This window comes from Leptospira abararensis (assembly GCF_016918735.1).
Classification (GTDB): domain Bacteria; phylum Spirochaetota; class Leptospiria; order Leptospirales; family Leptospiraceae; genus Leptospira_A; species Leptospira_A abararensis.
The window spans coordinates 108,693-130,473 of sequence record NZ_JAFFPR010000019.1 but is presented as its reverse complement, the minus strand read 5'-3'; the positions used below and the strand labels follow the sequence as shown (position 1 = coordinate 130,473).

At 38.1% G+C, this 21,781-nt stretch carries 22 protein-coding genes; 12 read left to right on the top strand and 10 right to left on the bottom strand.

What is annotated here, in order from left to right; all coding sequences use genetic code 11:
• Nucleotides 1-48 precede the first annotated feature (48 nt).
• The 5 genes from JWG40_RS06355 to JWG40_RS06335 all read left to right on the top strand — a co-directional run bounded on the left by JWG40_RS06355 (nucleotide 49) and on the right by JWG40_RS06335 (nucleotide 3,865).
• Complete coding sequence (locus JWG40_RS06355; RefSeq protein ID WP_205285005.1) at nucleotides 49-888, top strand: hypothetical protein; 840 nt, start codon at nucleotides 49-51, stop codon at nucleotides 886-888.
• A gap of 125 nt (nucleotides 889-1,013) precedes the next feature.
• On the top strand, nucleotides 1,014-1,406 hold the full coding sequence (locus JWG40_RS06350) for a VOC family protein (RefSeq protein WP_205285004.1): 393 nt from the start codon (nucleotides 1,014-1,016) through the stop codon (nucleotides 1,404-1,406).
• Between the two features lie 103 nt (nucleotides 1,407-1,509).
• Nucleotides 1,510-2,331 carry an AraC family transcriptional regulator gene (locus tag JWG40_RS06345; RefSeq protein WP_205285003.1) on the top strand — a complete coding sequence of 274 codons (822 nt, stop codon included), beginning with the start codon at nucleotides 1,510-1,512 and terminating at the stop codon, nucleotides 2,329-2,331.
• 130 nt (nucleotides 2,332-2,461) lie between these two features.
• Nucleotides 2,462-2,896 (top strand): TetR/AcrR family transcriptional regulator, encoded by a 435-nt coding sequence (locus tag JWG40_RS06340; protein ID WP_232369218.1) that lies wholly within the window; start codon nucleotides 2,462-2,464, stop codon nucleotides 2,894-2,896.
• 129 nt (nucleotides 2,897-3,025) lie between these two features.
• Complete coding sequence (locus tag JWG40_RS06335) at nucleotides 3,026-3,865, top strand: SGNH/GDSL hydrolase family protein (protein ID WP_205285001.1); 840 nt, start codon at nucleotides 3,026-3,028, stop codon at nucleotides 3,863-3,865.
• Between the two features lie 31 nt (nucleotides 3,866-3,896).
• Here JWG40_RS06335 and JWG40_RS06330 read toward each other — a convergent pair whose 3' ends face one another.
• From JWG40_RS06330 to JWG40_RS06320, 3 genes are all read right to left on the bottom strand, one after another.
• The gene (locus JWG40_RS06330) at nucleotides 3,897-4,229 is read right to left on the bottom strand and encodes a DUF1330 domain-containing protein (RefSeq protein ID WP_205285000.1); all 333 of its coding nucleotides are present in this window, start codon (nucleotides 4,227-4,229) and stop codon (nucleotides 3,897-3,899) included.
• 129 nt (nucleotides 4,230-4,358) lie between these two features.
• Nucleotides 4,359-5,588, bottom strand: a complete 1,230-nt coding sequence (locus JWG40_RS06325) for an NHL repeat-containing protein (RefSeq protein WP_232369217.1) — start codon at nucleotides 5,586-5,588, stop codon at nucleotides 4,359-4,361.
• A 261-nt stretch (nucleotides 5,589-5,849) separates the two neighbouring features.
• Nucleotides 5,850-6,599: a response regulator gene (locus JWG40_RS06320; protein WP_205284999.1), complete on the bottom strand. Its 750-nt coding sequence runs from the start codon at nucleotides 6,597-6,599 to the stop codon at nucleotides 5,850-5,852.
• A 264-nt stretch (nucleotides 6,600-6,863) separates the two neighbouring features.
• Here JWG40_RS06320 and JWG40_RS06315 point away from each other — a divergent pair, with 264 nt between their 5' ends.
• Nucleotides 6,864-8,444, top strand: a complete 1,581-nt coding sequence (locus JWG40_RS06315; RefSeq protein WP_205284998.1) for a methyl-accepting chemotaxis protein — start codon at nucleotides 6,864-6,866, stop codon at nucleotides 8,442-8,444.
• A 115-nt stretch (nucleotides 8,445-8,559) separates the two neighbouring features.
• On the top strand, nucleotides 8,560-9,753 hold the full coding sequence (locus JWG40_RS06310) for a diguanylate cyclase (RefSeq protein WP_205284997.1): 1,194 nt from the start codon (nucleotides 8,560-8,562) through the stop codon (nucleotides 9,751-9,753).
• Between the two features lie 21 nt (nucleotides 9,754-9,774).
• Here JWG40_RS06310 and JWG40_RS06305 read toward each other — a convergent pair whose 3' ends face one another.
• On the bottom strand, nucleotides 9,775-10,119 hold the full coding sequence (locus tag JWG40_RS06305; RefSeq protein WP_205284996.1) for a rhodanese-like domain-containing protein: 345 nt from the start codon (nucleotides 10,117-10,119) through the stop codon (nucleotides 9,775-9,777).
• 159 nt (nucleotides 10,120-10,278) lie between these two features.
• On the opposite strand from JWG40_RS06305, the gene JWG40_RS06300 reads away from it, so the two are divergent.
• Genes JWG40_RS06300 through msrA form a run of 4 tightly spaced genes read left to right on the top strand, consistent with a single transcriptional unit; the run spans nucleotide 10,279 to nucleotide 12,669 of the window.
• Nucleotides 10,279-10,992 carry an MBL fold metallo-hydrolase gene (locus JWG40_RS06300; protein WP_205285020.1) on the top strand — a complete coding sequence of 238 codons (714 nt, stop codon included), beginning with the start codon at nucleotides 10,279-10,281 and terminating at the stop codon, nucleotides 10,990-10,992.
• Nucleotides 10,989-11,354, top strand: a complete 366-nt coding sequence (locus tag JWG40_RS06295; protein ID WP_205284995.1) for a TSUP family transporter — start codon at nucleotides 10,989-10,991, stop codon at nucleotides 11,352-11,354. Before JWG40_RS06300 ends, JWG40_RS06295 begins: the two co-directional genes overlap by 4 nt.
• A 53-nt stretch (nucleotides 11,355-11,407) precedes the next feature.
• Entirely contained in the window at nucleotides 11,408-11,929 is a 522-nt protein-coding gene (locus tag JWG40_RS06290; RefSeq protein ID WP_205284994.1) for a hypothetical protein, read from the top strand.
• A 50-nt stretch (nucleotides 11,930-11,979) separates the two neighbouring features.
• Nucleotides 11,980-12,669: a peptide-methionine (S)-S-oxide reductase MsrA gene (gene msrA / locus JWG40_RS06285; RefSeq protein WP_205284993.1), complete on the top strand. Its 690-nt coding sequence runs from the start codon at nucleotides 11,980-11,982 to the stop codon at nucleotides 12,667-12,669.
• A gap of 20 nt (nucleotides 12,670-12,689) precedes the next feature.
• On the opposite strand, the gene JWG40_RS06280 is transcribed toward msrA, so the two are convergent.
• Nucleotides 12,690-14,210: an HDOD domain-containing protein gene (locus JWG40_RS06280; RefSeq protein ID WP_205284992.1), complete on the bottom strand. Its 1,521-nt coding sequence runs from the start codon at nucleotides 14,208-14,210 to the stop codon at nucleotides 12,690-12,692.
• Nucleotides 14,211-14,406: 196 nt separating this feature from the next.
• The gene (locus JWG40_RS06275; RefSeq protein ID WP_205284991.1) at nucleotides 14,407-15,033 is read right to left on the bottom strand and encodes a trimeric intracellular cation channel family protein; all 627 of its coding nucleotides are present in this window, start codon (nucleotides 15,031-15,033) and stop codon (nucleotides 14,407-14,409) included.
• An 83-nt stretch (nucleotides 15,034-15,116) separates the two neighbouring features.
• Between JWG40_RS06275 and JWG40_RS06270 the strand changes: the two genes are divergently transcribed.
• The gene (locus JWG40_RS06270) at nucleotides 15,117-18,194 is read left to right on the top strand and encodes a beta strand repeat-containing protein (RefSeq protein ID WP_205284990.1); all 3,078 of its coding nucleotides are present in this window, start codon (nucleotides 15,117-15,119) and stop codon (nucleotides 18,192-18,194) included.
• A gap of 50 nt (nucleotides 18,195-18,244) precedes the next feature.
• Here the strand turns inward: JWG40_RS06270 and JWG40_RS06265 are convergent, their stop codons facing one another.
• The 4 genes from JWG40_RS06265 to JWG40_RS06250 are packed head-to-tail and all read right to left on the bottom strand — an operon-like array spanning nucleotide 18,245 to nucleotide 21,780.
• Complete coding sequence (locus tag JWG40_RS06265) at nucleotides 18,245-19,285, bottom strand: SMP-30/gluconolactonase/LRE family protein (protein ID WP_205284989.1); 1,041 nt, start codon at nucleotides 19,283-19,285, stop codon at nucleotides 18,245-18,247.
• A complete protein-coding gene (locus tag JWG40_RS06260) occupies nucleotides 19,282-20,160 on the bottom strand; it encodes an acetyltransferase (protein ID WP_205284988.1) in 879 nt (292 codons plus the stop codon). Before JWG40_RS06260 ends, JWG40_RS06265 begins: the two co-directional genes overlap by 4 nt.
• 14 nt (nucleotides 20,161-20,174) lie before the next feature.
• On the bottom strand, nucleotides 20,175-21,407 hold the full coding sequence (locus JWG40_RS06255) for a PP2C family protein-serine/threonine phosphatase (RefSeq protein WP_205284987.1): 1,233 nt from the start codon (nucleotides 21,405-21,407) through the stop codon (nucleotides 20,175-20,177).
• 7 nt (nucleotides 21,408-21,414) lie between these two features.
• The gene (locus JWG40_RS06250; protein WP_205284986.1) at nucleotides 21,415-21,780 is read right to left on the bottom strand and encodes a cupin domain-containing protein; all 366 of its coding nucleotides are present in this window, start codon (nucleotides 21,778-21,780) and stop codon (nucleotides 21,415-21,417) included.
• Between the last annotated feature and the right edge of the window lies 1 nt (nucleotide 21,781).

The following is a 21,781-nucleotide window of genomic DNA, read 5'->3' as shown; positions in this document are numbered from 1 at the left end:
AAAAATAGATTTGAATTTCTTTTGTAATTTCCTTATCTTCTGTTCACCATGAAGAACTTTCTACTTAGTTTACTCCCTTGGACAAAAAGAGAATGGACTGACTTTGTTGCCGATCTAACACCATTATTTGGTCTATTCATTTTTGCATCGGAACCAAGGAACATAATGCTCGCTCTTTATCCTGAACTGTATTTTGTATTTGGCTACGGAATGATTCGCCTCGTAACAACGGCAATTTATGCAGCTGGCCAGCAGAGTAAAGAAATGGGATTACAAGATTTGGATATCCCAGAACCTATCATTGGAAAAATATTCTATTTTATATTTGTTCCTTTTTTTGGTGCAATCCTTCTCATAGCACTTCTTTGTATCGTCTCTCTACTCATTGGGTTTAATTTTTTCTTTTATATGATGATCGAATTGTTTTTGAGTGTTGCCACCACCGGAGGTCTGGATGCTAATTTCATTTTTTTTGATCTCTACCAGTCTCTAGAACCAAAGGAACAGTATTATATTTGGGGAATTTTTCTATTTACACTGTATCGTTATCTACCAAAGATTTTTGAATTTTTCAAAAACCAAACCTACAAAAATGATAAGAATTCTTGGGCCTGGCTTGCCATGGGAACACCAGGAATTCCCAAAAACAATCAATTCCAAATGATGGTAAAGGCATTTCAATCTATGATCGGAACAGAAAACAAACCTTCCGAAATTTTCGAATACACTCCATTGATTTATCTTGGATTTTTATTCTTTTACTTTAGCACATTGGTTTTGATGATAAAACTTCCGTTATCTGGTCCAATCCTTACCCTTGTCATCAAAGCCTTTGTAGAAATGTATTTTTTTCGGCTCTATAAAGAAGCGCAAGGGATCGCAGCGTAAATCCTTTGCGAAGCAAAGATTGGAGCGCAGAGCCCGGTCGCGTAAGCGATGCGCCCAAAAATAGCAAAAATGATCCAGTTTGGTTTTGAAACCCTTGTATACTAGAAAAATAATAAGGAGAGAATATGGCATTCCAACAAATCCAAACGGGAATCATCACCGAAAAATTAGCAGAAACAAAAGTCTTTTATGAAAAATGGTTAGGATTAGAAACAAAATTCGAATCCGAATGGTTTGTATTACTTTGTTTACCCAATCGTCCTGAGATGGAGTTAGCAATCATGAAACCTAACCAACCACAGGTGAGAAAACCTTACTTCCAAAATTCCTATCAGGGAAAAGGAATTTGGTTTATCTTCGAATCTAAAGATGTAACAAAAGAATTTGAAAAAATGAAGGAGAACAAAGCTCCCATTGACCTAACACTCACAACAGAGGAATGGGGAGATGTCCATTTTACTTTAGTGGATCCGAATGGAATTGGAATTGATATTGTCCAAGAGCGTAATTCTAACTAAAATAGAGAAGACAAATTAAGAAACCTTTTGGATCTTTCTTCTTGAAAGTAAAAAGAGGTTTCCCTTGCCACATCAGCCAAATCTCTATCCTGTTTGGAACAAAATGGAAAAACAATTAGAGGAAACCATTGGCCTAAATCAAATTGCTTTTTTTACCGGCTATAGTGACTGGCACTTCCATCGTTTGTTTAAATCCATTCAAGGAGAAAATGTTAAGGAATACATTCGCAGACTACGTTTAGAAAAGGCAGCCTATGAATTAAAGATTACAAACTTTCCTATTTTAGAAATTGCAATAGAGGCTGGATTTTTATCCCATGAATCATTTTCAAAAGCCTTCAAACGTGTGATTGGTTCCACACCATCAGAGTTTCGTAAACAATTTCAAAAGAAAAAAAATCCTTCTCTAAGTCACCACAAAACAATCCCAGATGGTATTTCTAAATATGGATTCCAAATCAAAACCATATCTTCCTTTACCATTGTCTTTGTCCGCCATATAGGGAGTTACGAAGAACTTCCGGGTCCACTTCCTGGGAGTAAGGAAGTTTTTTCCATTCAGTCGTTACTACAAAAATGGAATTCCCCAAACTCGAACCACAAATGGATAGGAATTAGTCAAGATGATCCAGAAATTTCACCCAAGGGGAAGATAAGATTTGATTTAGGAATTACTGTCGGTTCATTACAAAAACCGCTCCCAGATGGATTTGGAATCCAATCCATTCCCGGAGGAAAGTATTTACAGATTCGTTACCAAGGAAGTTACCACAATCTACCCAAAATTTACCATTGGATTTTGAATGATTATGTGAGCACCACTTCATACAAATTAAAAAACCAACCACCTTGGGAGTGTTATTTGAACCCTATAGAAAAACTAGACGATAAACGCATTACAGATATTTACTTTCCTATTCGTTAATGGATTCTCAATTACTCCCCAAGTTGGTTAGAACAAAAAGCAGTTACGCAAACAAAGGAATCGATTACTTTTTAGAGGCCGCCGCAGGTCCGAAGATTTGGAACCTTTAGTCTTAAAAATAACGTATGAGATGTTGGCAAAAAAGGGTTACCATGGTTTTTCCATTGATCATATAGTTTTGGAAACTGGGGTTGCGAAGACGACAATCTATAGGCGATGGCCAAATAAAGCCCTCCTTGATCAGATGGAAGCACTTTCTGTTGTTTTCTCAGGTAAATTTGGACGTGTCATTTCTACTCTGATTGGAGCAGGCCAACAAGATGTAGAACTATCAGAAGCTATTTTAGAAAACTATTTATTGCCCAGAAGGCAGGCAGCAAAAAAATTTTTCAAACACGCCATCGAATCGAAACAAATCCGACCACTCTCCGATGTGGAGATTGATGTTTGTATGGATATTCTCTACGGCACTCTATACTTTCGGTTGTTACTTAAACATGAAAAACCCCAGTTCCAAGATCTTAGGCCCTGGTTAGAAAGGTTTTTAAATACTTTAAAGAAATAGAATTCATCAGGCCGAGGAACGGAAATAGGAAAGTAGCAAAACCTGTATATTAGAGGAAAACTAAGGATTTTTTAATTTTGTTTTAATTTTTTCTTTTTTACTTTTCTTTTTTTGTTAGGATTAATCAACATGAAACCACTTTCTAAACTTTGGATCCTTTGTTTTATCCTCTTTGAATCTTGCGTAATTTTCCAGGCAACGAAAGTTCCCCCAAATAATCTAAAGTCTGCCTTAGAATCTAAATCCACCCAACAACCAAAAATTGTATTTCTTGGAGATAGCATCACCCATGGTCGAGTGAGTTATGATTATGTGGGATCTATCGCAAAAAATCCAAACCTAACAAGTTATCAGGTAATTAACGAAGGAATTAATAGCCGCCTAACAGTTCAAATTCTAGAACAACTAGACAATCTCAAAGAACTGAAACCAGATTATGTATTCCTTCTGATTGGAACAAATGATTTAAAAGCCACTCTCTCAGCCGATGAATACAACCGTTATGCGGCTCTTTGGAAATTGAAAGAACCTGTCACAGAAGAAAGTTTTGTGAAAAATCTAACAAAGATCATCCAAACTATAAAAAAAGACACAAAAGCTAAGCTTATTGTTTTTTCTCCTCCTGTTTTAGGAGAGGATACAAATTCCATCCCTTTCCAAAGATCCAAACGATTTGCAGAACTCACAAAGGAAGTGGTTACCAAAGAAAAAGCCATCTACAAACCATTACACGAAACACTATCCAAAGGATTAGAAACGTCCATTACAAAAACGCATAAACCCTATATCCAAAGCACTTGGGGAATGTATTGGACCATTTTAAAATACTATTCTTCCAAAGCCAGTTGGGATGACCTTGGAGAATCCAATGGATACTATTATCTAACTGATGCCATCCATTTAAATGAACGCGGGGGAAAGATTTTAGAAGCTATGGCTTTGGAGGAGATTTTGCCTGGGGAAAAATAAAGAATACGAAAGGCTACTATCTTAATTTGGTCTATTCATATCTTTCATATTCAGAGAGGATCGTAGATGTTTCCACCGATGGAGTAAAAAAAGTTTCTCTAATTTTTAAATATTCAGGGTCTTTAAAAAAAAGATCCTTGAGTTCTTTGGTTCTAAAAAAAATCAAAAACAATCGATTGATCTGCTTAGAATCTTCACTAATCAGAGTCTCTTGAATTTTAAAGTCGTAACGAAAACCTCCTTCATACTTTAACAAGAGAGGTGTCATTGCTTTTCGGTAGTTACTGTAAAGTTCATCATTTGAAACTTGTAAACCTACAACTGTTTCATAGGCGAATGCTGTTTTTTTAAATTGATTGGACATTTATTATACCTTAAAATCTATAATCTCATTGATGTAGTTCGAATTTTCTTCTGAAGTTAACATTATTAGCAAAAGGAATGCAATAGGCATGAGGTTGCAAGAGTCTCCCACTGGTAATGATATTTTGATTCAAAACACAAGCACACGATTGTTATCAGTATCTACAACATAAATACCATCTTGACCGATAGAAATCCCTTGCGGTTGGAAAAAAGTAGTGGCAGTAGCATTGGAAGAAGAAGTAATAAAACTTCCGTTTTGCCCGAATACTTTCGAAGCCATAGTATTCAGCCCTGAAAACAAAAGAACTCGATTGTTAGAACTGTCGGCAATCCAGACATCTCCCCCAAAGGCGAGGACAGACTTGGGTGAATTTAAGGTTCCCGCTCCGATCGATCCATAATTCGGTAAGCTAGAAAAAAAGTCCGGTTGTCCATACACTCTAGTCGCAATGGTACTAGTTCCCGGATAAAACAAAACACGGTTGTTTCCTGTATCTGCGATGTATACACCTTCGGAACTGACAGAAACTCCTTCAGGAGAAACTAGAGATGTCTCTGTGGTTCCAGTGTTACTAGATAAAAAATCAATCTGTCCATACACTCGAGAAGGGGTGGTATTTCCATCCAGATAATACAAAACACGATTGTTTCCCTGGTCTACAATGTATATACCGCTGGCATCTCTTGTGATCCCGTATGGTGTTGCTAAAGTGTTAGGGGAGATAGCACCTCCTTGGTTTGGTGACGCAGAAATAAAATCAGGTTGTCCATACACTCGAGAGGCAAAACTATTAGTTCCCTCAAAAAACAAAGCTCGACTGTTATCTGCATCCGTAATATACAATCCCTGTTTGTCCTTTGTTAATCCGCGAGGTCGATTGATCTCCGAAATGGAAGTTCCCATCATCGAAGAGGATAAATCTACTTGGCCATAAACGGAAGACGCTGTGGTATCAGTTCCAGAAAAAAACAAAACACGGTTGTTCCCAAAGTCTGATACCAAAAGCCCACTTCCATCAGCTAAGGCTTGGTAGGGTGTATAAAGAGAATTTGCGTTTAATCCAAAGTTATTTGAAGTAAAAGATCCATTTTGACCGTAGACTCTCTTTGCAGTGGTTGTATGGCAAATAATTTGAATCCCAGAGATTCCTACGGGAACGATACCCTCCCACCCAGAATAAACCAAACAAACGATCGCACTAGGTTGGGAAACAATTGAAAGAGTATACCGAGCGCCAAACCCAAGAGAAATAGGAATCGAAAAATTGGTGGAACCAGCGGAAATCGAAACTTCCGTTCCCGTATTAGTCTTTAACACCATTCCCGATGTGCTAAGTCCGAGTATGGTTCCACTCAATGAAAAAGATGTATCTACTTTGCAGTATGGTGAAGTGTAATCAACGGCGCTTTTTAAAAGCAGGTTTTTGAAAAAAGATTTGGAATTCAAATCGCAGGGATTAGATATTTCAGGTTGTCCGCAAGAAATGATGACCCATAAGAACGAAAACGTAAAACAAAAGGAACGAATTGTCACGGAATTAGAATATCCGATTTCCCTAATTTAGGGCAAGTAATAAATTAGATTTACATCAATTAGGTGGTCATTTGGGAAGTTTTTCTAAAAAAGAAAGTTTTGAAAAGTCAAAGCATGTGGTTTTCCGTTGATTTCCACCATTTCCATACTTAAGTTTCCTTCTTTGATTTCCCCATTTCTGATTCGAAAACGATGTTTAAACCCTGTTAGTTTTCCATTAGTTAAGAATTTTTTTCTAATTTCTGCACTATCTGCATCATTAACATACATATTTAAATCCAAACTAGTTTTACCGACCACTTCCCTTTTCTCGTATCCAACCAATTTTTCAAATGCCGGATTCACGTTTACAAATTGGAATTGATTACTCGTGTCATGTAACGACATGGCGATAGGACTTACTAAAAATGCTTTTTCGAAAAGTTCCTGAGCCTCAGTTTTTTTTTGATTACTATCAAACAATCGTAAGGCCATTTTAATCGATGCAATCAAAACAATTTCGCCAGATGTTTTAAGGATATAACCATAGGATGTGATGGATTCAGTTCTATCGATAATTTCAGCTTCTGTATGTGAGGATAAAAAAACGAGAGGGATAGAATGTAACAAAAGAATTTCTTTGGCAGCTGTCGTTCCATCCATTCCAGAACCCAAGTCAATATCCATAAGGATGATATCGATTGGTTTTGTTTTATGACCAAGAAAAGAAATAGCAGCCTCACCGGTAGAAACATGGTGAACCATAAAACCCGCAGAGTTTAAAATTTTTATCTGCATCATTGCCAATACGGCTTGGTCTTCGACCAATAAAATAGATTTTTGATTAACAAACATGGCCGAATTCAACATTGATTAATCATAGAAATATACAATCATTAGAAAGGACAACTCATAATACAATTGATACTCAATCTCTTTCTTCTTTTAGGTAGACAATCTGTTCTAAAATTAAGTAAACACTGAGAATCACTCCAGAGGTACGAGAAATATAGATTTTTTATCGTCATAGAGAATATACATCGTGTTACAGTATAACTGGTCGGAAGTTGACTGAAATAAAGGATCGACAAAAAGACCAGCTGGCGAGGAGACTAGGGAATGTCCGCAGAAACAAACGAAATCAGTCAATTTGAAAGATCTTTATTTCGCAAAGGAATTTCATTGATTGTGTACACAAAGTACGGATTGAGTGCGATATTTCTTTTAGGAGTGGCTGCAAACTTTGCAACCAAAAGTTTTATTCCAAATTTTATCGGTTCACTAATCTTTCTCTTGAATGGTCTTATTCCCGGTTATTTCCTACGAAAAGGAAAAGAAATCACAAGAGCTTGGGCATTTACGATTATATTTATCGATTTACTAATCTTAGTTAGCTTTTTTTACTTAGATGTTTATAATAATTATGTAAAAGGGGATGCCAGTAATACTATCACCGCAGGGATTTTTTATATCATTTTTGTCTTCATTGCCATTTATTCCAGCTTCCTCTTTGAATCTAAATTAGTGATGATCGTGGGAGTCATTTCCACATGTCTATACATCGGTGGAATTTATTTTTCAGCAAAATTAGGGGCAGTCCTCGTCGCTAAACCACATCTTGAGATGTTGCGAGCAAACAATATCATAGTCGCAACCGAAGTTCAGAAAATTATTTTTTACTTCGGTGTTATTTTTAGTTTACGTTATGTGGTAGCTCTGATCCGAGAAATGCAAACTGACTTAAAAACTAAATTGAAAGAAACTTTGGAAAATCAAATTTTTATTACTGGAAAATCCAATCAAATGGAGAAATCGGCAAACACACTTGCCACTTCCGTAGAAACTTTACAATCCATGTCAGATGAACTCCACAACCAATCCCAAAATCAAGCTGCCTCTGTTGAAGAAATCTCAGCTTCTGTGGAAGAACTTTCTTCTTCAGCAATCAGTTCTGCAAATTTGGTGGAAGACCAAGTAGCAAGAGTCAAAATAGTAGACCAAAACTTTTTATCTCTTCAAAATATTAGTGAAAATGTAAAAACGAAAACCACTCAAATTGCCAAAGATGTAAGTCTTTCCGCTGATTTTAGCAAAAAAGTAAAAACGTCTTCAGAAGAACTCAACAGTATCTATGCAGAGCTTAATCAAGCTTTCTCTAAAGTGGAAGAAATCAACCAAATGATGTCAGAAATTGCTGACCAGACCAACTTACTTGCATTAAATGCATCAATTGAAGCTGCACGAGCTGGGGAACATGGACGTGGATTTGCTGTTGTGGCTCAGGAAGTGGCAAAACTTGCAGAACGTTCTCAGTCCAATGCAGGAACCATCGCAAAGATTGTGAAAGAAGCGGGTCTAAAAATTAACGAAGGCACAAGATATTCCCAAGAAGTAAAAAACCAAGTGGAAAGCCAAAATCAGGAACTGCTCCGAATCGAAAGCGAAATTTTGAGTTTGGAAGGTCACGTCACCGAACAAGAAGGTTTGAACGCCAAACTTAGAGTCACTTTCTCCGAACTCCATGTATTGTCCGAACAAATTGGAGTGATTGCACAAGAACAAATGTCAGGTAGTAAAGAAATCACTCATGCAATCACTGTCATTGATGAAACCACACAAAAGCTAGCAGACTCTGTACAACTCCTTTATGAAGAGATCAATGCCATCCACACCCAGTCCAAACAACTAACAGCCACCTAAGGGATTTCCCCTTACCCTGAACGGAGTTTTAGTAGTAAAACCTGTCTTTACAAGAGGTGGCTTTCCTAGAATTTTGGGAAATCGTGGGAAATAAATTGATAAACCTTAGCGTGCCATGTTAAAGCCCAATCTAACCGGTCGCCCCGGACAAAGAATCGAAGACACCATTACGGCAATTTTGGAAGAGGATCCTAACCATGAGGAAAACCTACTCTCCCAAATTAAAGAAAGCCAAATCCATCATCTAGAAGATGGGCAAATTTATTCCGCAATTTTAAAAGTCCTCGCATCCGTTGATATCCCCGAAAACGAATCCGAATTGATTTGGAAAGAAGTCGTAAAAAACAAAATCAAACTTTCTGAGTGTATGAATCGTCAGGTTGGACTTCGCGTTGCCCTGTTTGATTATTTTACAAACATCAATCCAAAATTCAAAAATCCAAAAATCATCGAAATGAAACTCTTCGCTGACACCGAAAAATTGATATTAGTCGATGAACTCACAAGATTATACAATCGCAGACATTTTGAAACAGCACTGGTTCGCGAGTTCAAACAATCCACAAGATACAATCAAAACTTATCTTTACTTATCATGGACATCGATGATTTCAAAAAAATCAATGATACCTATGGACATACAACGGGCGATGAAATCCTTACAAAGGTTGCCAAACAAATCACATCCTGTTTGCGTATGGAAGACACTGCTTGCCGAATTGGTGGTGAAGAATTTGCCGTTATTTTTCCACAAACCAATGAAGAACAAGCAATGATTGCATCGGAAAAACTTTTGGAAGCCTGTCGAACCATCCAACTGAGTGGAAAATCGGTGACTCTCAGTGGTGGGATTGTATCTTTTCCGGAAAAAGTAAAAACCTGCGAAGATATGTATGATCTCGCCGACCGTGCATTGTATACGGCTAAGTATTCAGGCAAAAACCAAATCGTTGCTTATTCCAATGAGAAAAGAAGTAGTCTGCGATTTGATGCCAATTTAGAGTTACTATTTATTTTACCCGATAAAACTCTCAAAACCATTTCGAAAAATATTTCGGTTACGGGGATTGCTTTTGATACAGAAGACGACATTACTTTAAACGAATCCTTCGATGTAAAACTTCGTGAATCTGATTCTCACCAAGAAATCAATGCTAAAATCAAAGTGATTAGAAAAGAAGAAGTAGGCCTTCATAAATACCTTATGGGAGCTGAATTTTTAGAACTCTCTTTGGAAGACCAAAGTAAACTTTCTGACCTTTACACACTACACCGGTATAAATCAAAAATGTCTACCAGCGTAGTATAAAGGCACTTTAAGATAATGATCCTATGGCATATCGCTAAGTCCACCTGCATTGAGCACGGAAGTATAACCACTCGCTTGTAAAATTTGTTTGGCACGTTCACTGCGAGCACCCGACCGACAATAGACAACAATACTCGTTTTTTTATCCTTCAGCTGGTTTAAATTAGCCGGAAGAACATCCACAGGAATATTCATCGCACCAGAATAGTGGCCTTCCGCATATTCAGATTTTGTTCGAACATCAACAACGATCGCTCCATTTTGAATCCATTGTTTTACCATATCTTTATCTCCTTTCGATTGGATTCGTTTTACGAAAATAAAAAGAAGTCCAATCACAACTCCCAATATCAGGAAAGATTTCATACTTTCTCCTTTTCACCTAATTTTTAGTTGCCAGATTCTTCGTCAATACAAGTATATACTATAGGGGGTATGGTATTTAGATCCACTCAAAAACCCCTACGAGATGATACCAATGGTCAAAACCATCGTGACCAATGGATTTTGCAAAAGGAGAGTTTTATGATTACCAATTCAAAAGATAATATTGAAATCCGACCACTGTATGATTTAGAATCAGGAACCTGGACCTATCTGGCACTTGATAAAGAATCCAAACAGTCTGTCTTGATCGATCCTGTCTTAGAACGATTCGATAGAGACTTGGCACTGCTCCAAGAACTTGGTTACACACTTTCAACGACGATAGACACACATATGCATGCGGACCATATCACTTCTGCAGGCGTATTCAGGGAAAAAACAAACTCTGAGTCCTTTGCCTCAAAACATTCCGGGGCGACTTGCGCATCTAAATTTCTAAATGATGGAGATCTATTTAACATTGGGAATTTAAAATTTCGTGTCATCCATACCCCAGGCCATACACCTTGCTCCATTTCCCTTCTTTTGAACGGAAAATATCTTTTTTCAGGAGATGCACTCTTTGTCCGAGGTTGTGGTCGCACCGATTTTCAAGGTGGGAGTGCGGACGATCTGTACAAGTCCATAACAGAAAAACTGTTCACTTTACCTGATGATACAATCGTTCTACCGGGGCATGATTACAAAGGATTTCTCTCTACCACCATCGGAGAAGAAAAAAAATGGAATCCTCGTATTGCCGGAAAATCTCTCATTGAATTTAAAGAGATTATGGACAATTTGAACCTTCCCGAACCAAAAAAAATTCATGAAGCGGTACCCGCGAACCGTGCTTGTGGGAAAGTATCATGAGCATTGGGATCTTATTTTTATTGTTAGGTGTTGGAGCCGGAATCCTTGGAGGGCTTGTTGGTATTGGTGGTGGGATCTTACTTGTTCCTGCCCTTGTTTATTTTTTTGATTTTAACCAAAAAATAGCCCAAGGAACTACACTTGCCGCCATGGTTCCTCCGATTGGAATTGTTGCAGCTTATATCTATTATACGCGAGGAGAAACCAATATCTTTGCCGCTGCCTTTATCAGCGCCGGTTTTATATTGGGGAGTATTTTTGGGGCCAGTGCCGCATCCAAAATTGACACCACTACCTTATCTCGGTTTTTTGGAATCTTTACCGTGATTGTCGGGCTAAAAATGATTTTTTTTCCGAAGTAAAATTGAAATAAATTTTTCTTGCAGGAACTTCAGATTTAAATTTCCATTCACTCGTGTTCGGTTTTTATCTCACATTCTTTTGGGTTCTCATCCTTTTTTTTTCCGCTGCCTTTTCTTGGCCCTCTGGACTCATCGCCCCACTACAGTTTCTTTTTTGGTGGAATTTATTTTTTTCATCCTTTTGGTTACTTCTGATTTTTATTGTGGTCTTCGGTCTTTTGGGATTTTTGCTACGAATTCCTGTTGTCGGAATTTTATTACAAGGCATTCGCAATCAAGTCACTGAGATTGGTTGGTACAAGTTTCTTCTCAATAGAACTACTGTTTGGTTACTTAGCCAGAGCTTAATTTTATCCGGATCTTTTGTTTTTGGTTACGGAGGGCATTCTGAAAATTGGATTTACTCTGCTTCCCTTGGTGTCACAATTTTAGGTTACTTTATCAAACAGAATTTTTACAAACCGATGGCCAGCCTTTCCGGATCTCGTGTTTTTGTATATAGAGGCAGAGGAGAAAGAGGATCGGAAACCAACCCCGACCAATTTCCTAAGGAAAAAGACGTTACACCTCAGTAAGGCCCTCTTTCTTTTAATTCCTAACTACGGTAAAAAACAATCTAAAGGATATGGTTTCCTCAATACGAACAACACGACCTTTCATTTTTTTGCCACTGGTTCTCAGCTTTAGCGTCGCTTTTACTTTTCTTTTTTCTTACTGCAGTATTTTTTCTGACAAAGATAGTAGTGTACAAAGGATCTCCCTACAACCCAAAGAAGGGCAAAAATTAGCAGCCTTTGCTGAAGGTTGTTTTTGGTGTTCCGAACATATCTTTGAATCTGTTCCCGGAGTTTTGGAGGTTGTCTCAGGTTATGCCGGTGGACATACAAAAAACCCCAGTTACGATTTAGTGAACACAGAAACAACAGGACATGCCGAAACTGTTCTTGTTTATTATGATCCGGCTAAGATTGATTATGCGGAGCTTTGTAGGATTTTTTTCCTTTCTCATAACCCAACTACCCTAAACAAACAAGGTCCGGATGAAGGGTCTTCCTATAGATCCATTCTCTTTTATTCTTCAGAAATAGAACGTACAATCGCAAAAAAAATTCAAAAAGAAATTCAGGAAAATCAGATTTGGAAAGATCCGATTGTAACTGAATACCAAGAATTAAAAGAATTTTACCAAGCGGAAGGATACCACCAAAATTTTATCCAAAATCATCCCAACCAATCTTATGTTAGAGGAGTTTCTATTCCCAGATACCAAGAATTCCGTTCTCGATATGAACTCTACAAAAAGTTACAAAGATAGTTTAACTGCCGTAAAACTATCTAATACGATAGAAATTGTTCTCTAATTGTAGTGCGAAAAGAATCAAATTCAGACTTTGAATGAAACTTACAGAGTTTTAAAATTTCTGCTGGTATCTCTGAGGATTTTGCTTCTTTTGCATTGATTGAGATCATCATATCACTCAAATAAATCGGAAATACTATATCAGAATACACATCGTCAACAAGAAGCGGCCTATGATGAAATTCCATTGCTTTAGTGTATAAAATGGGGAAACTCCATTTTTCACCAACCATGGCGCCTAACTTAGAATGTGTAATGCCAATCGCCGATTCTTCCATACTGATGGTGGAGGCAATTTCTCGCGAATTGGAATAGGTTTTGATTTTTGACATATGTTGTTTATCAAAAGATAAAAGTAAAATTTCACCAATATCATGTAAAAGAGAAGCGGCAATTAAATTACTGAGATCAGCTTTAGCCAACCCCATTTTTTGCCCGATGGCTTTGCAGTAAAATGCGGACTCATTAGATTTTTCCCATATTGCAGTAAATGCAGGAAATTTATCTTCTAACATCTGCTTGGTTCCAAGGCTATACAACAAAGTTTGTAATTCTTTTAGTCCAATCAGTTGGATGGCGCGGTCCAAACTTTCAACCCTTCCCCCTCTACGAAAAGCAGCAGAATTGGATAACTTTAGAATATTGGCAGATAGAGCGATGTCTTTTTTGATCATTTCTGCTATGGTTCCAATACTCGAGTTTGGTTTATCAATGGCATCCTGAATGTCTTTGATGGCTTTTGGAAACGTTGGTAAATTATCGATTTGAGAAATAATATGATCTATTTTTTCCAACTGTTGGTTCTCTTTGGAAACCTTTGAAGGAATATCAATCATAAATACGGTTTTGTTTTCGCTTGATTCAAATTTGAATGCAGAATCACCCAATCCATCGTTACGCAACATCATGAGTGTCATAATCAAACCAAGACCCGCACCTTCTTGTTCGTTTGACATATCCATAAATGCTTCCGCTAAATCATTATAGGTTTTTGCTTTATCAATTCTTTCCTTGATCCTAGCTGATTCTGTTGGAGTGAGTTGGACATTATTCATGATTCGAATCCGCATCAAACTTTTATTATGAATGAAAGATACGAAGACTCCAAAATTATTTCTTTGTAGCGAATCTTCAATTAGTTCCCGATTTTCTAAATATGTTTTTTTAAACTCTGCTATCCCTGTTTCGTATTCAGCTTCGTTTTCGATATTACTTGCTCGGTTTTTAAAGAATACACGTTTTGCATTTGCCTTAATTGCATTGGTAACTGTTTCTTTTACAGCAGCCAAAACAGAGTCTCTAACAATAATTAGGTCAAGCTGTAACAAAAATCGATCCAAAACTTGAAATAAGGTATTTTCTACCTCATCCGTGATTTGAAAAAATTTAAAATGAAATGGTGCATTTTCTGCAATGGGATGATTGATATTATCAATATTGGAATGAAGACCTAAGTCTTGTTTGTATTCTAACGTGACAGCCTTTGGACTTGCCATAATACCTCAAGTAACGAAGAAGAACCGAAAGGGAATTCCCTAGGCCATTTTTGATAGCTGTACTTCTACTCCATACAATGTAAATATTTTTCTAATGCAAGCGTTTAACAATAAAATAGCGAAACGAAAAAATCTTGCGGTAAGTACGGAATCGCAAAAGGGTTTAATCCTTGATTTTACTACGTTTGTGTACTAATTAATCAAAAAGTTTGATTTTAGGAAGACCCAAATTATAACGAACTGCAACCACTCTGATGCCAACAACAACTGTTGCAGAAATCACTAAGTTCCAATTGTCATTTATATTGAATACGTTGAGTATAATATATAAAACAGATCCCACCAAACAGGCTGTAGCATATATTTCTTTCCTGAAGATAAATGGAACTTCATTCATCAGCGTATCTCGAATCACTCCTCCAAAAATTGCAGAGATCATTCCAAGGAGTGCGGAAGCAAAAAAGTTAACTCCATGGTCTAAGGCAATCCTCGTTCCAATCACAGTATAAATCCCAATTCCCAAGGTATCAAAAAGAAAAAGTTCATCTCTAAGTTTGGTAAGAATCCCTGGCAAAAGAATGACGAGTAAAAAGCCAATGAAGATGGCCCAGAGGATATTCTCATCTCGCACCCAGGACACTGGATAATTTCCAAGAGTAATGTCTCTTAAAGTCCCTCCTCCAATAGCAGTGATAAAACCCGTAAAAAAAACACTGAAAAGATCGTGGTGGTGGTCCTTATGTTCCAGAGCTGCCAAGGCACCTGATATAGTGAAAACCATGATTCCGGAAAGCCCGATGTAATAAGAAAAACTAAAATCCACGAGTGTAATCCTACTTTTATTCGATTAGACGTAAACAAAATGACAATGTTTCCCCCCTTCAATTGTTGTATAAACTAGAGAATATGAAGAGTTCTGCAAAATTTTTTAGGAATGCCATCCTCATCCCCGTCTTTCTTTTTCAGGCATGTATCCCCAGTCTATCCAAAGGAGTTTTGCAATCAGTCGGCGACTTCCTTCAGTTGCGAAGTTTAGTCAATACAGGACCCTATAAAGTTTCAGTCACAGTATCCGGACTACTTGGATCTGGACTCGCCATTGATCTAAATTCAGGAGCAGAAACGATCGTTGTCAATTCGGATGGTAGTTACGAATTTATTACAGCGCTAACAACAGGAAGTAATTTCACTGTTACCATTAAGACACAACCCACCCTTCCTGTGCAAACTTGTTACATAGCTGGCGGGATAGGAGTCGTTGGCTTTGGGAATGTTAATTCTATTATTGTCAATTGTGATCCATTGCGTTATACGATTGGTGGTACCATCACGGGCCTAGATGGAATCACCGGACTTGTCCTTACGAACTCTGTAGATGGATCCACACTCAATGTAGCAGTGGCTTCAGGAACTTTTGCGTTCACACAAACTTACTTGGATGGAACTGCTTATAATGTTACCGTAACCACACAACCTAATCATCCCGTTCAGAATTGTCTCGTAACAAACGGTTCCAATTTCATCTCAGGCAATAATGTCACAAACATCGCCATTGCATGTAATTCCACAGCCTTTCCCATTGAAATCACAGCCGTTGGGATCGCCTCAGGTACACTCATTATTAGAAATAATAATTCGGAAGTTCTTTCTATCCCAACCAATGGATTGCATAGATTTCCAACTAATATTATCACTAATAATACTTACAGCCTTCAAGTGGTCTCAACACCACCGAATCATCAATGTGTTTTAGATTCCACTGGGGGTACAGTGACAGGAACCATTTCTGTGACTGCCAATTGTTTTAGCGTATTGTCTTTTCTTCCTTCCAATGGAGGAATTCTCCAACCGTCTGAGAGTATACGTCTACAATTTTCTGCAGAAATCAATGCTGCCAGTTGCACTGGTTCAGTGGGAACACTCAATACTAACTTAGGAATTCCAGTAGTATACTCAGTGACAACGACAACTCTTACCAATGACACTCTTATCGTTGCACCAGCAGCAACCGATTCTTGGTTGACTGGACATAGAACCCTAACTCTAAATTGTTTGAGTGTGAGTGGTCATCCTCTTTCTTCTTCGGTAACCTTACTCTACCTGATTCCATCTAATATTCGCTATGTATCACAAACAGGACTAGATACCAATAACGGGCTAACTGCCGCTAGTCCCAAAAGAAATATTCAATCAGCCATCAATGATTTTGGTGTATGTGGATCTGGAGATTGTGCTGTGTTAGTAGAAGCTGGTACTTACGATTCATCTGCCGTTGGAGATCGAATTCAAATTGTTTCAGGTGTCTCCCTTTATGGAAGTTATACTTTAAGTTCAAACTTTTCAACTCGCGATACAACACTTGATACATCCATTATAACAATGGCTACTACACCCGCAAGTTGTGCTGCCTCTACATCAACGACACCATGTTCCCCCATCTATGCCGATGGAACCGTCGCAGCAACTACAGTAGTATCTGGTTTTGATATCAAAGCAGGAATAGCTCCTGCTCCCTTCATGGCTGGTATCTCTCTAAATGCGACTAATACTATGCGATTCATCAATAACAAAATCAATGGTGGATCAGGAACTGGCGGTACTTACGGTGTATTTGCCCTAAATAGCAATCCCTACTTAATTCTCAATGAGATTGGTGGCGGAAAGTGTTCAAATCCTGCGTGCAAGTCTGCAGGTGTTTATATGTCCTCCGCAGCAACACTCACTCCCATCCTTCTAGGTAATTCCATCAATGGTGGGGGTGATGATTTGATTGCCGATGCAGAATCTAGAGCTGTGTTCTATAATGGCTCTGCCGGACTGATTGTGTCCAACATACGTGGCAATACACTCTCTGGTGGGCAAGTAAATAGTGATCCATTAATCACAACATCTTCCTTAAGTATTGGACTAGATATACAAACGGGAGCAAGTTCAACTGGCATTCTTTCTGGAAATATTATTACAGCCGCTAATGCCTACCAATCCATTGGGATCCGATTCTTATCTGCCACAAGCATACAAGTTGGTTCACCAACCCAAGGGAATCTTATCACTTCAGGATCCAACACTATTTACGCATCTTATGGTATGTATTTGTCTGCTGGACATACAGTTAGAAGAAATGTGATACAAACGGGAAATGCCACTAACTCACTTGCAGCCTACTCTATGGGGATCTACATTGGATCTGGCGGTGGAACCTCAAGTGTCGAAAACAATGTTTTCATTGTGGGGAATGCTACTTCAACAACAGCCACTGCTTACGCAGTTGGAATCAGTGGGGCATCACTTAACGCAGCCTCTACTATCAACGAAAATTCTTTCCGCTTAGGAACAGCGACAGGTTCATCGACGGCGACCCTCGTATCAGGGATCCAACTTTCTAATCCAGGTGCACTCTTGGTGTCAAACAACTGGATTAGAAACGGAAATAGTAACGCACGCGCAAGAGGAATGGAGCTCTCAGGAGTATTCACTCCCGTCAGAATTTATCACAATACAATCAGTAGTGGATCGGGAGTCAGTAACCAAACACCAATATTCATTACCTCTGGTTCCTCAACACTAGACATTCAAAATAACATTTTGTTTTTAAATACCGATACGGTTGGAAATGCTTGTATTCATAATGGAGGAGCTGGACTCCAAACAGCCATAAAATTCAATAATTTATTCAACTGTACTAATTTGGTGATACAAAACTCACTTAATTATACAGACCTTTGCGGAGGAATCCCGACCACTTCCGGTTGTGGCATAGGCATACCCCTTGGTCTTGCCGCGAACTTTGGAAATAATTTAAATCTCAATCCTAACTTTGTTTCCGCTACTGATTATACTCCTACACCGACGACTTCTTGTTTGATTACAAAATCGACGAATCAAATCATTACAAACAGTTATAATGGAAGTGGATCAAGGCCAGGCAGTGATGGTGCTGTAAGTCTTGGGGCCGTGGAATACGATTACGCTTGCACACCTTAACCAAACCAATTTGGCCAAGGTGTGCAAAAAATCATTTATTTTTTATTCCCTTAAGGTAAAACGTAAATCCCCACTCGGTCATTGTACAAACTGCCGATATAGAGCTGTCTTTTCTTCTCTAATACGCTCGTTACTTCTTTTAAGTGTTCTCCACCAGGGTCTTGTAAAGTCATAAGCACTTTGCCGTTGCCATTGATTTTAAGTGCATATCCATATGGCTCTGCTTTAGGCCAAAGGAATTTAGGAAGGAAGGAAATCATTCTTTTAACAACAGGCGATGGATGCATATTATCCATACGATCGTTTCTTACCGTAAACAAAGCTACCCAGAAATCACCATTTTCGTTACGAGTGATATTATCAGGAAAACCTGGCAGATTTTCAATGACTGTTTCTTTAGCGCCTTTTTTGGGGCCTTTTAACCAAAGTTTTGTGATCTTATATCGGTAAGTTTCATTCACAAGAAGGAAATCTTCATTTTTAGACAATGCAATTCCGTTGGCAAAGTACAATTCGTCCGCAAGAAGTTCTGTTTCTTTGGTTTTTGGATCATAAACAAAAACTCGTCCATACGGCCTTGCTTCTAAAAGATCATAAAGATATTCCTTTTGTTCATAGACCGAAGCATCAGAAAAGTAAATTTTTCCGTCTTCCGCAATATCTAAATCATCTGTAAACTGAAAGGGTTTCCCTTTGTATCCCGAAACGAGGACTGTCAACTTTCCTGCTTTGTCCAAAGAAAGAAGACCTCGATATGCATCTGCAATGATGAGATTACCTTGTTTATCAAACTGAATTCCCAAAGGTCGACCAGAGGTATTGGCGATTGGTTTAATTTCGCCTTTTAAAGAGATCTTAATGATACGTCCCTCTTTATCCCCGCCGTAAATATTTCCATCCGTATCGACATCCAAAGATTCCAAACCTTTCACCTTGCCAATGGCAAGTAAAATAGATTTTTGTAATTCGGTATTCGGTGCATACACTCCAACCGGTTCTGGTTTGACTGGAGGTTCATAAGCAACTGGTGCAAATGTCCGACAAGAAAAGAGAATTGAAAAAACGAAGAAGTTAATTACTGAGTATTTCATTTTGGTTGTTTCTCCTTTTCAATCAAAGCGTCTTTCATAGACCATCGCTCATCTACCCAACGTTTCATTTTTTTTGACATCGGCGCGAATTGTTCATTTTCTTCAATTGGAACAAGGGAAGCAGGAATCACATCGACAAACACTTTTAGTTTTCGGATTTTTCCTTGCATCAAATCTAAGAAACTTGGGTTTTCAGTAGGATAAACAATCGTTAAATCAATAAAAGCATCAAGCGAATTCTTTAGTGCCGTGGACACAACTGAAATCCCACCACTATGAGGGCGAAGTAAATGTTGGTAAGGATTTTTCTTTAATAATTTTTGCACTCGTTCTGGAGTCCTTCTGTGGCCCTCCAAAAAGTTTAAAATGGAAAAAGGCATTCCGACAAATTTTTCACAAACTTTTTTAACGTTTTCTAAATCTTTGGACGCAAGTTCTGGATTTTTTTTCAATTGTTCTCGGCTACTTCTTTTTACAAACGGAAAATCTAAAGCAAGCCAAGCATGTCCAAGTATTGGAACATACCTTAACGAATCTTTAATAAAAAACCTAATGAGCGGAATCTTTCGATTTAGAACCGATTGAATGATATAAATATCAGACCAAGATTGGTGATTACAAATAATCATATATCTCCCATCTTGTTTCAGTTCTTTGTACGCGTCTCCAATCACTTCAAATTGAACACCATATAACATTCGGGAAATTCGATAGTTGTTTTCAATCCATGCTTCTCCTACCTTTAAAAGAAGCCTGTCACCAAACCTTCTTGCAGAACCGGTTGTCACCAACTTCCAAATGTATAACGGATACATGGTTGGTATGATCGATAATAAATTCAAAAGAAACAAAATATATGCAATGATTAAACCCAAAGTTTATCTCCTATTTAATAACTCGTACCGATTCCAAGAATCGTAACATCATCCATCATAGATGTTTTGCCCCGAAAGGAATGAAAATCATCCATTAACAAATGGATCGTAGCTACTAGATTTAGATCCAAACTCCTAGCAGATTCAAAACTGGAAAGCAATTTGACCTCTCCCAGGAGAATTCCCTCGTCGTTTTCCTGCTCCAAATACCCATCCGAAATCATAAATAAACGAGCCCCCAACCCAAAAGGTAAGGAATGATTGGAATATTCGACATCCTTCTCCAAACCTAACATCACCCCAGACTCAGGTAGAGGTATGATCTTATCTTTAGTAACCACATAAGGCTCATTGTGACCTGCCGAAGAATAAGTTAAACTATTTTCCTCTAAATTTAAGTCCACTATGACTGCAGTGAATTGATTCGATTTTTTACCATAACGATCAATAAAAATTTGATTGAGAGCATACAAAACATCTGCCGGGTTTGGTGCATTGTGTTTGATATGATCGTACTCTGCTTTAATGGCCATAGTGATGAGGGCCGCCTGGACACCATGCCCAATCGCATCTGCTAAAAATAATCTTATTTTAGATTTTTCTAAACGAATGACATCAAATATATCACCACCCACTTCGGTCATTGGTTCAAATCGAGATCCAAAATCCAAATGTGCTATATGTCGAAGTCCCAAAGGTAAAATATTTCTTTGAATGGTTTTGGCTGTTTCCAGATCCTCTTGAATAATTTTCAAAGATTGAGTTAACTTTGCCGTCCTTTCTTTTACCATCTCTTCCAATGTTTCATTCTGACGGCGAAGTTCCATATTCTTTTGAATCAAAACTTGATTCTCTCTTTGTTCTGCATTGCGAACTCTTGCCGTTAACAATTTCAAAAGAGTTAATGTCATTTCAGGACTTGTTTGCAACAAACGATGGAAATCTTCTCTTGTTAGTTTGTAGAGAACCGAGTTTTCTTTAGCAGATATATTTACAGTCCGAGGTGCAGAGTCAATGAGCGCAATTTCACCAAAATAATCTCCGGCGACCAGATCTCCAATGACTAATACTTCTTGTTTACTCTCATCTAAATATTTCCAAACTTCGACTGTACCCGATTCTATAAAATAAAACGAATCACCTAACGAATATTGTTGAATGATAAGGGAACCCTCTGGAAAAAGCGCGGGTTTCATTTCTTTTTTTAAGAAACTTAAGTCCGCTGTTGGTTTCTCCTCAGTACCCATACAATCTTTACGTTTCCAGTTCCCGATTCACTAAATCCATTGAGAAGGCTGGTGTACAAATGGACCAGTATTCTGCCTCATCGGGAAAAGGGTTGGAATAGCGCACCCGAGTTCCCTTCTCTATAAAAAGGGACTCTCCGGCAGAAAGGATTACAAATTTCCCCTCCACTTCAATTTGTTTTTTACCGCGTACCATCAATGTCCACTCATCAAAGTTAGGTGTCTGGAAGGGTTCACCCCAACCGGCGGGTGCCACCATCCGTGCGATAGAAATATCAGCATTCCCTGAAGAAGGAATCCCAAAATGTTCATCAATAGTTTTCCCACCAGGTACTGGAATTTGGATCGGATGTGTTTGGTGTTTAAAACCCATA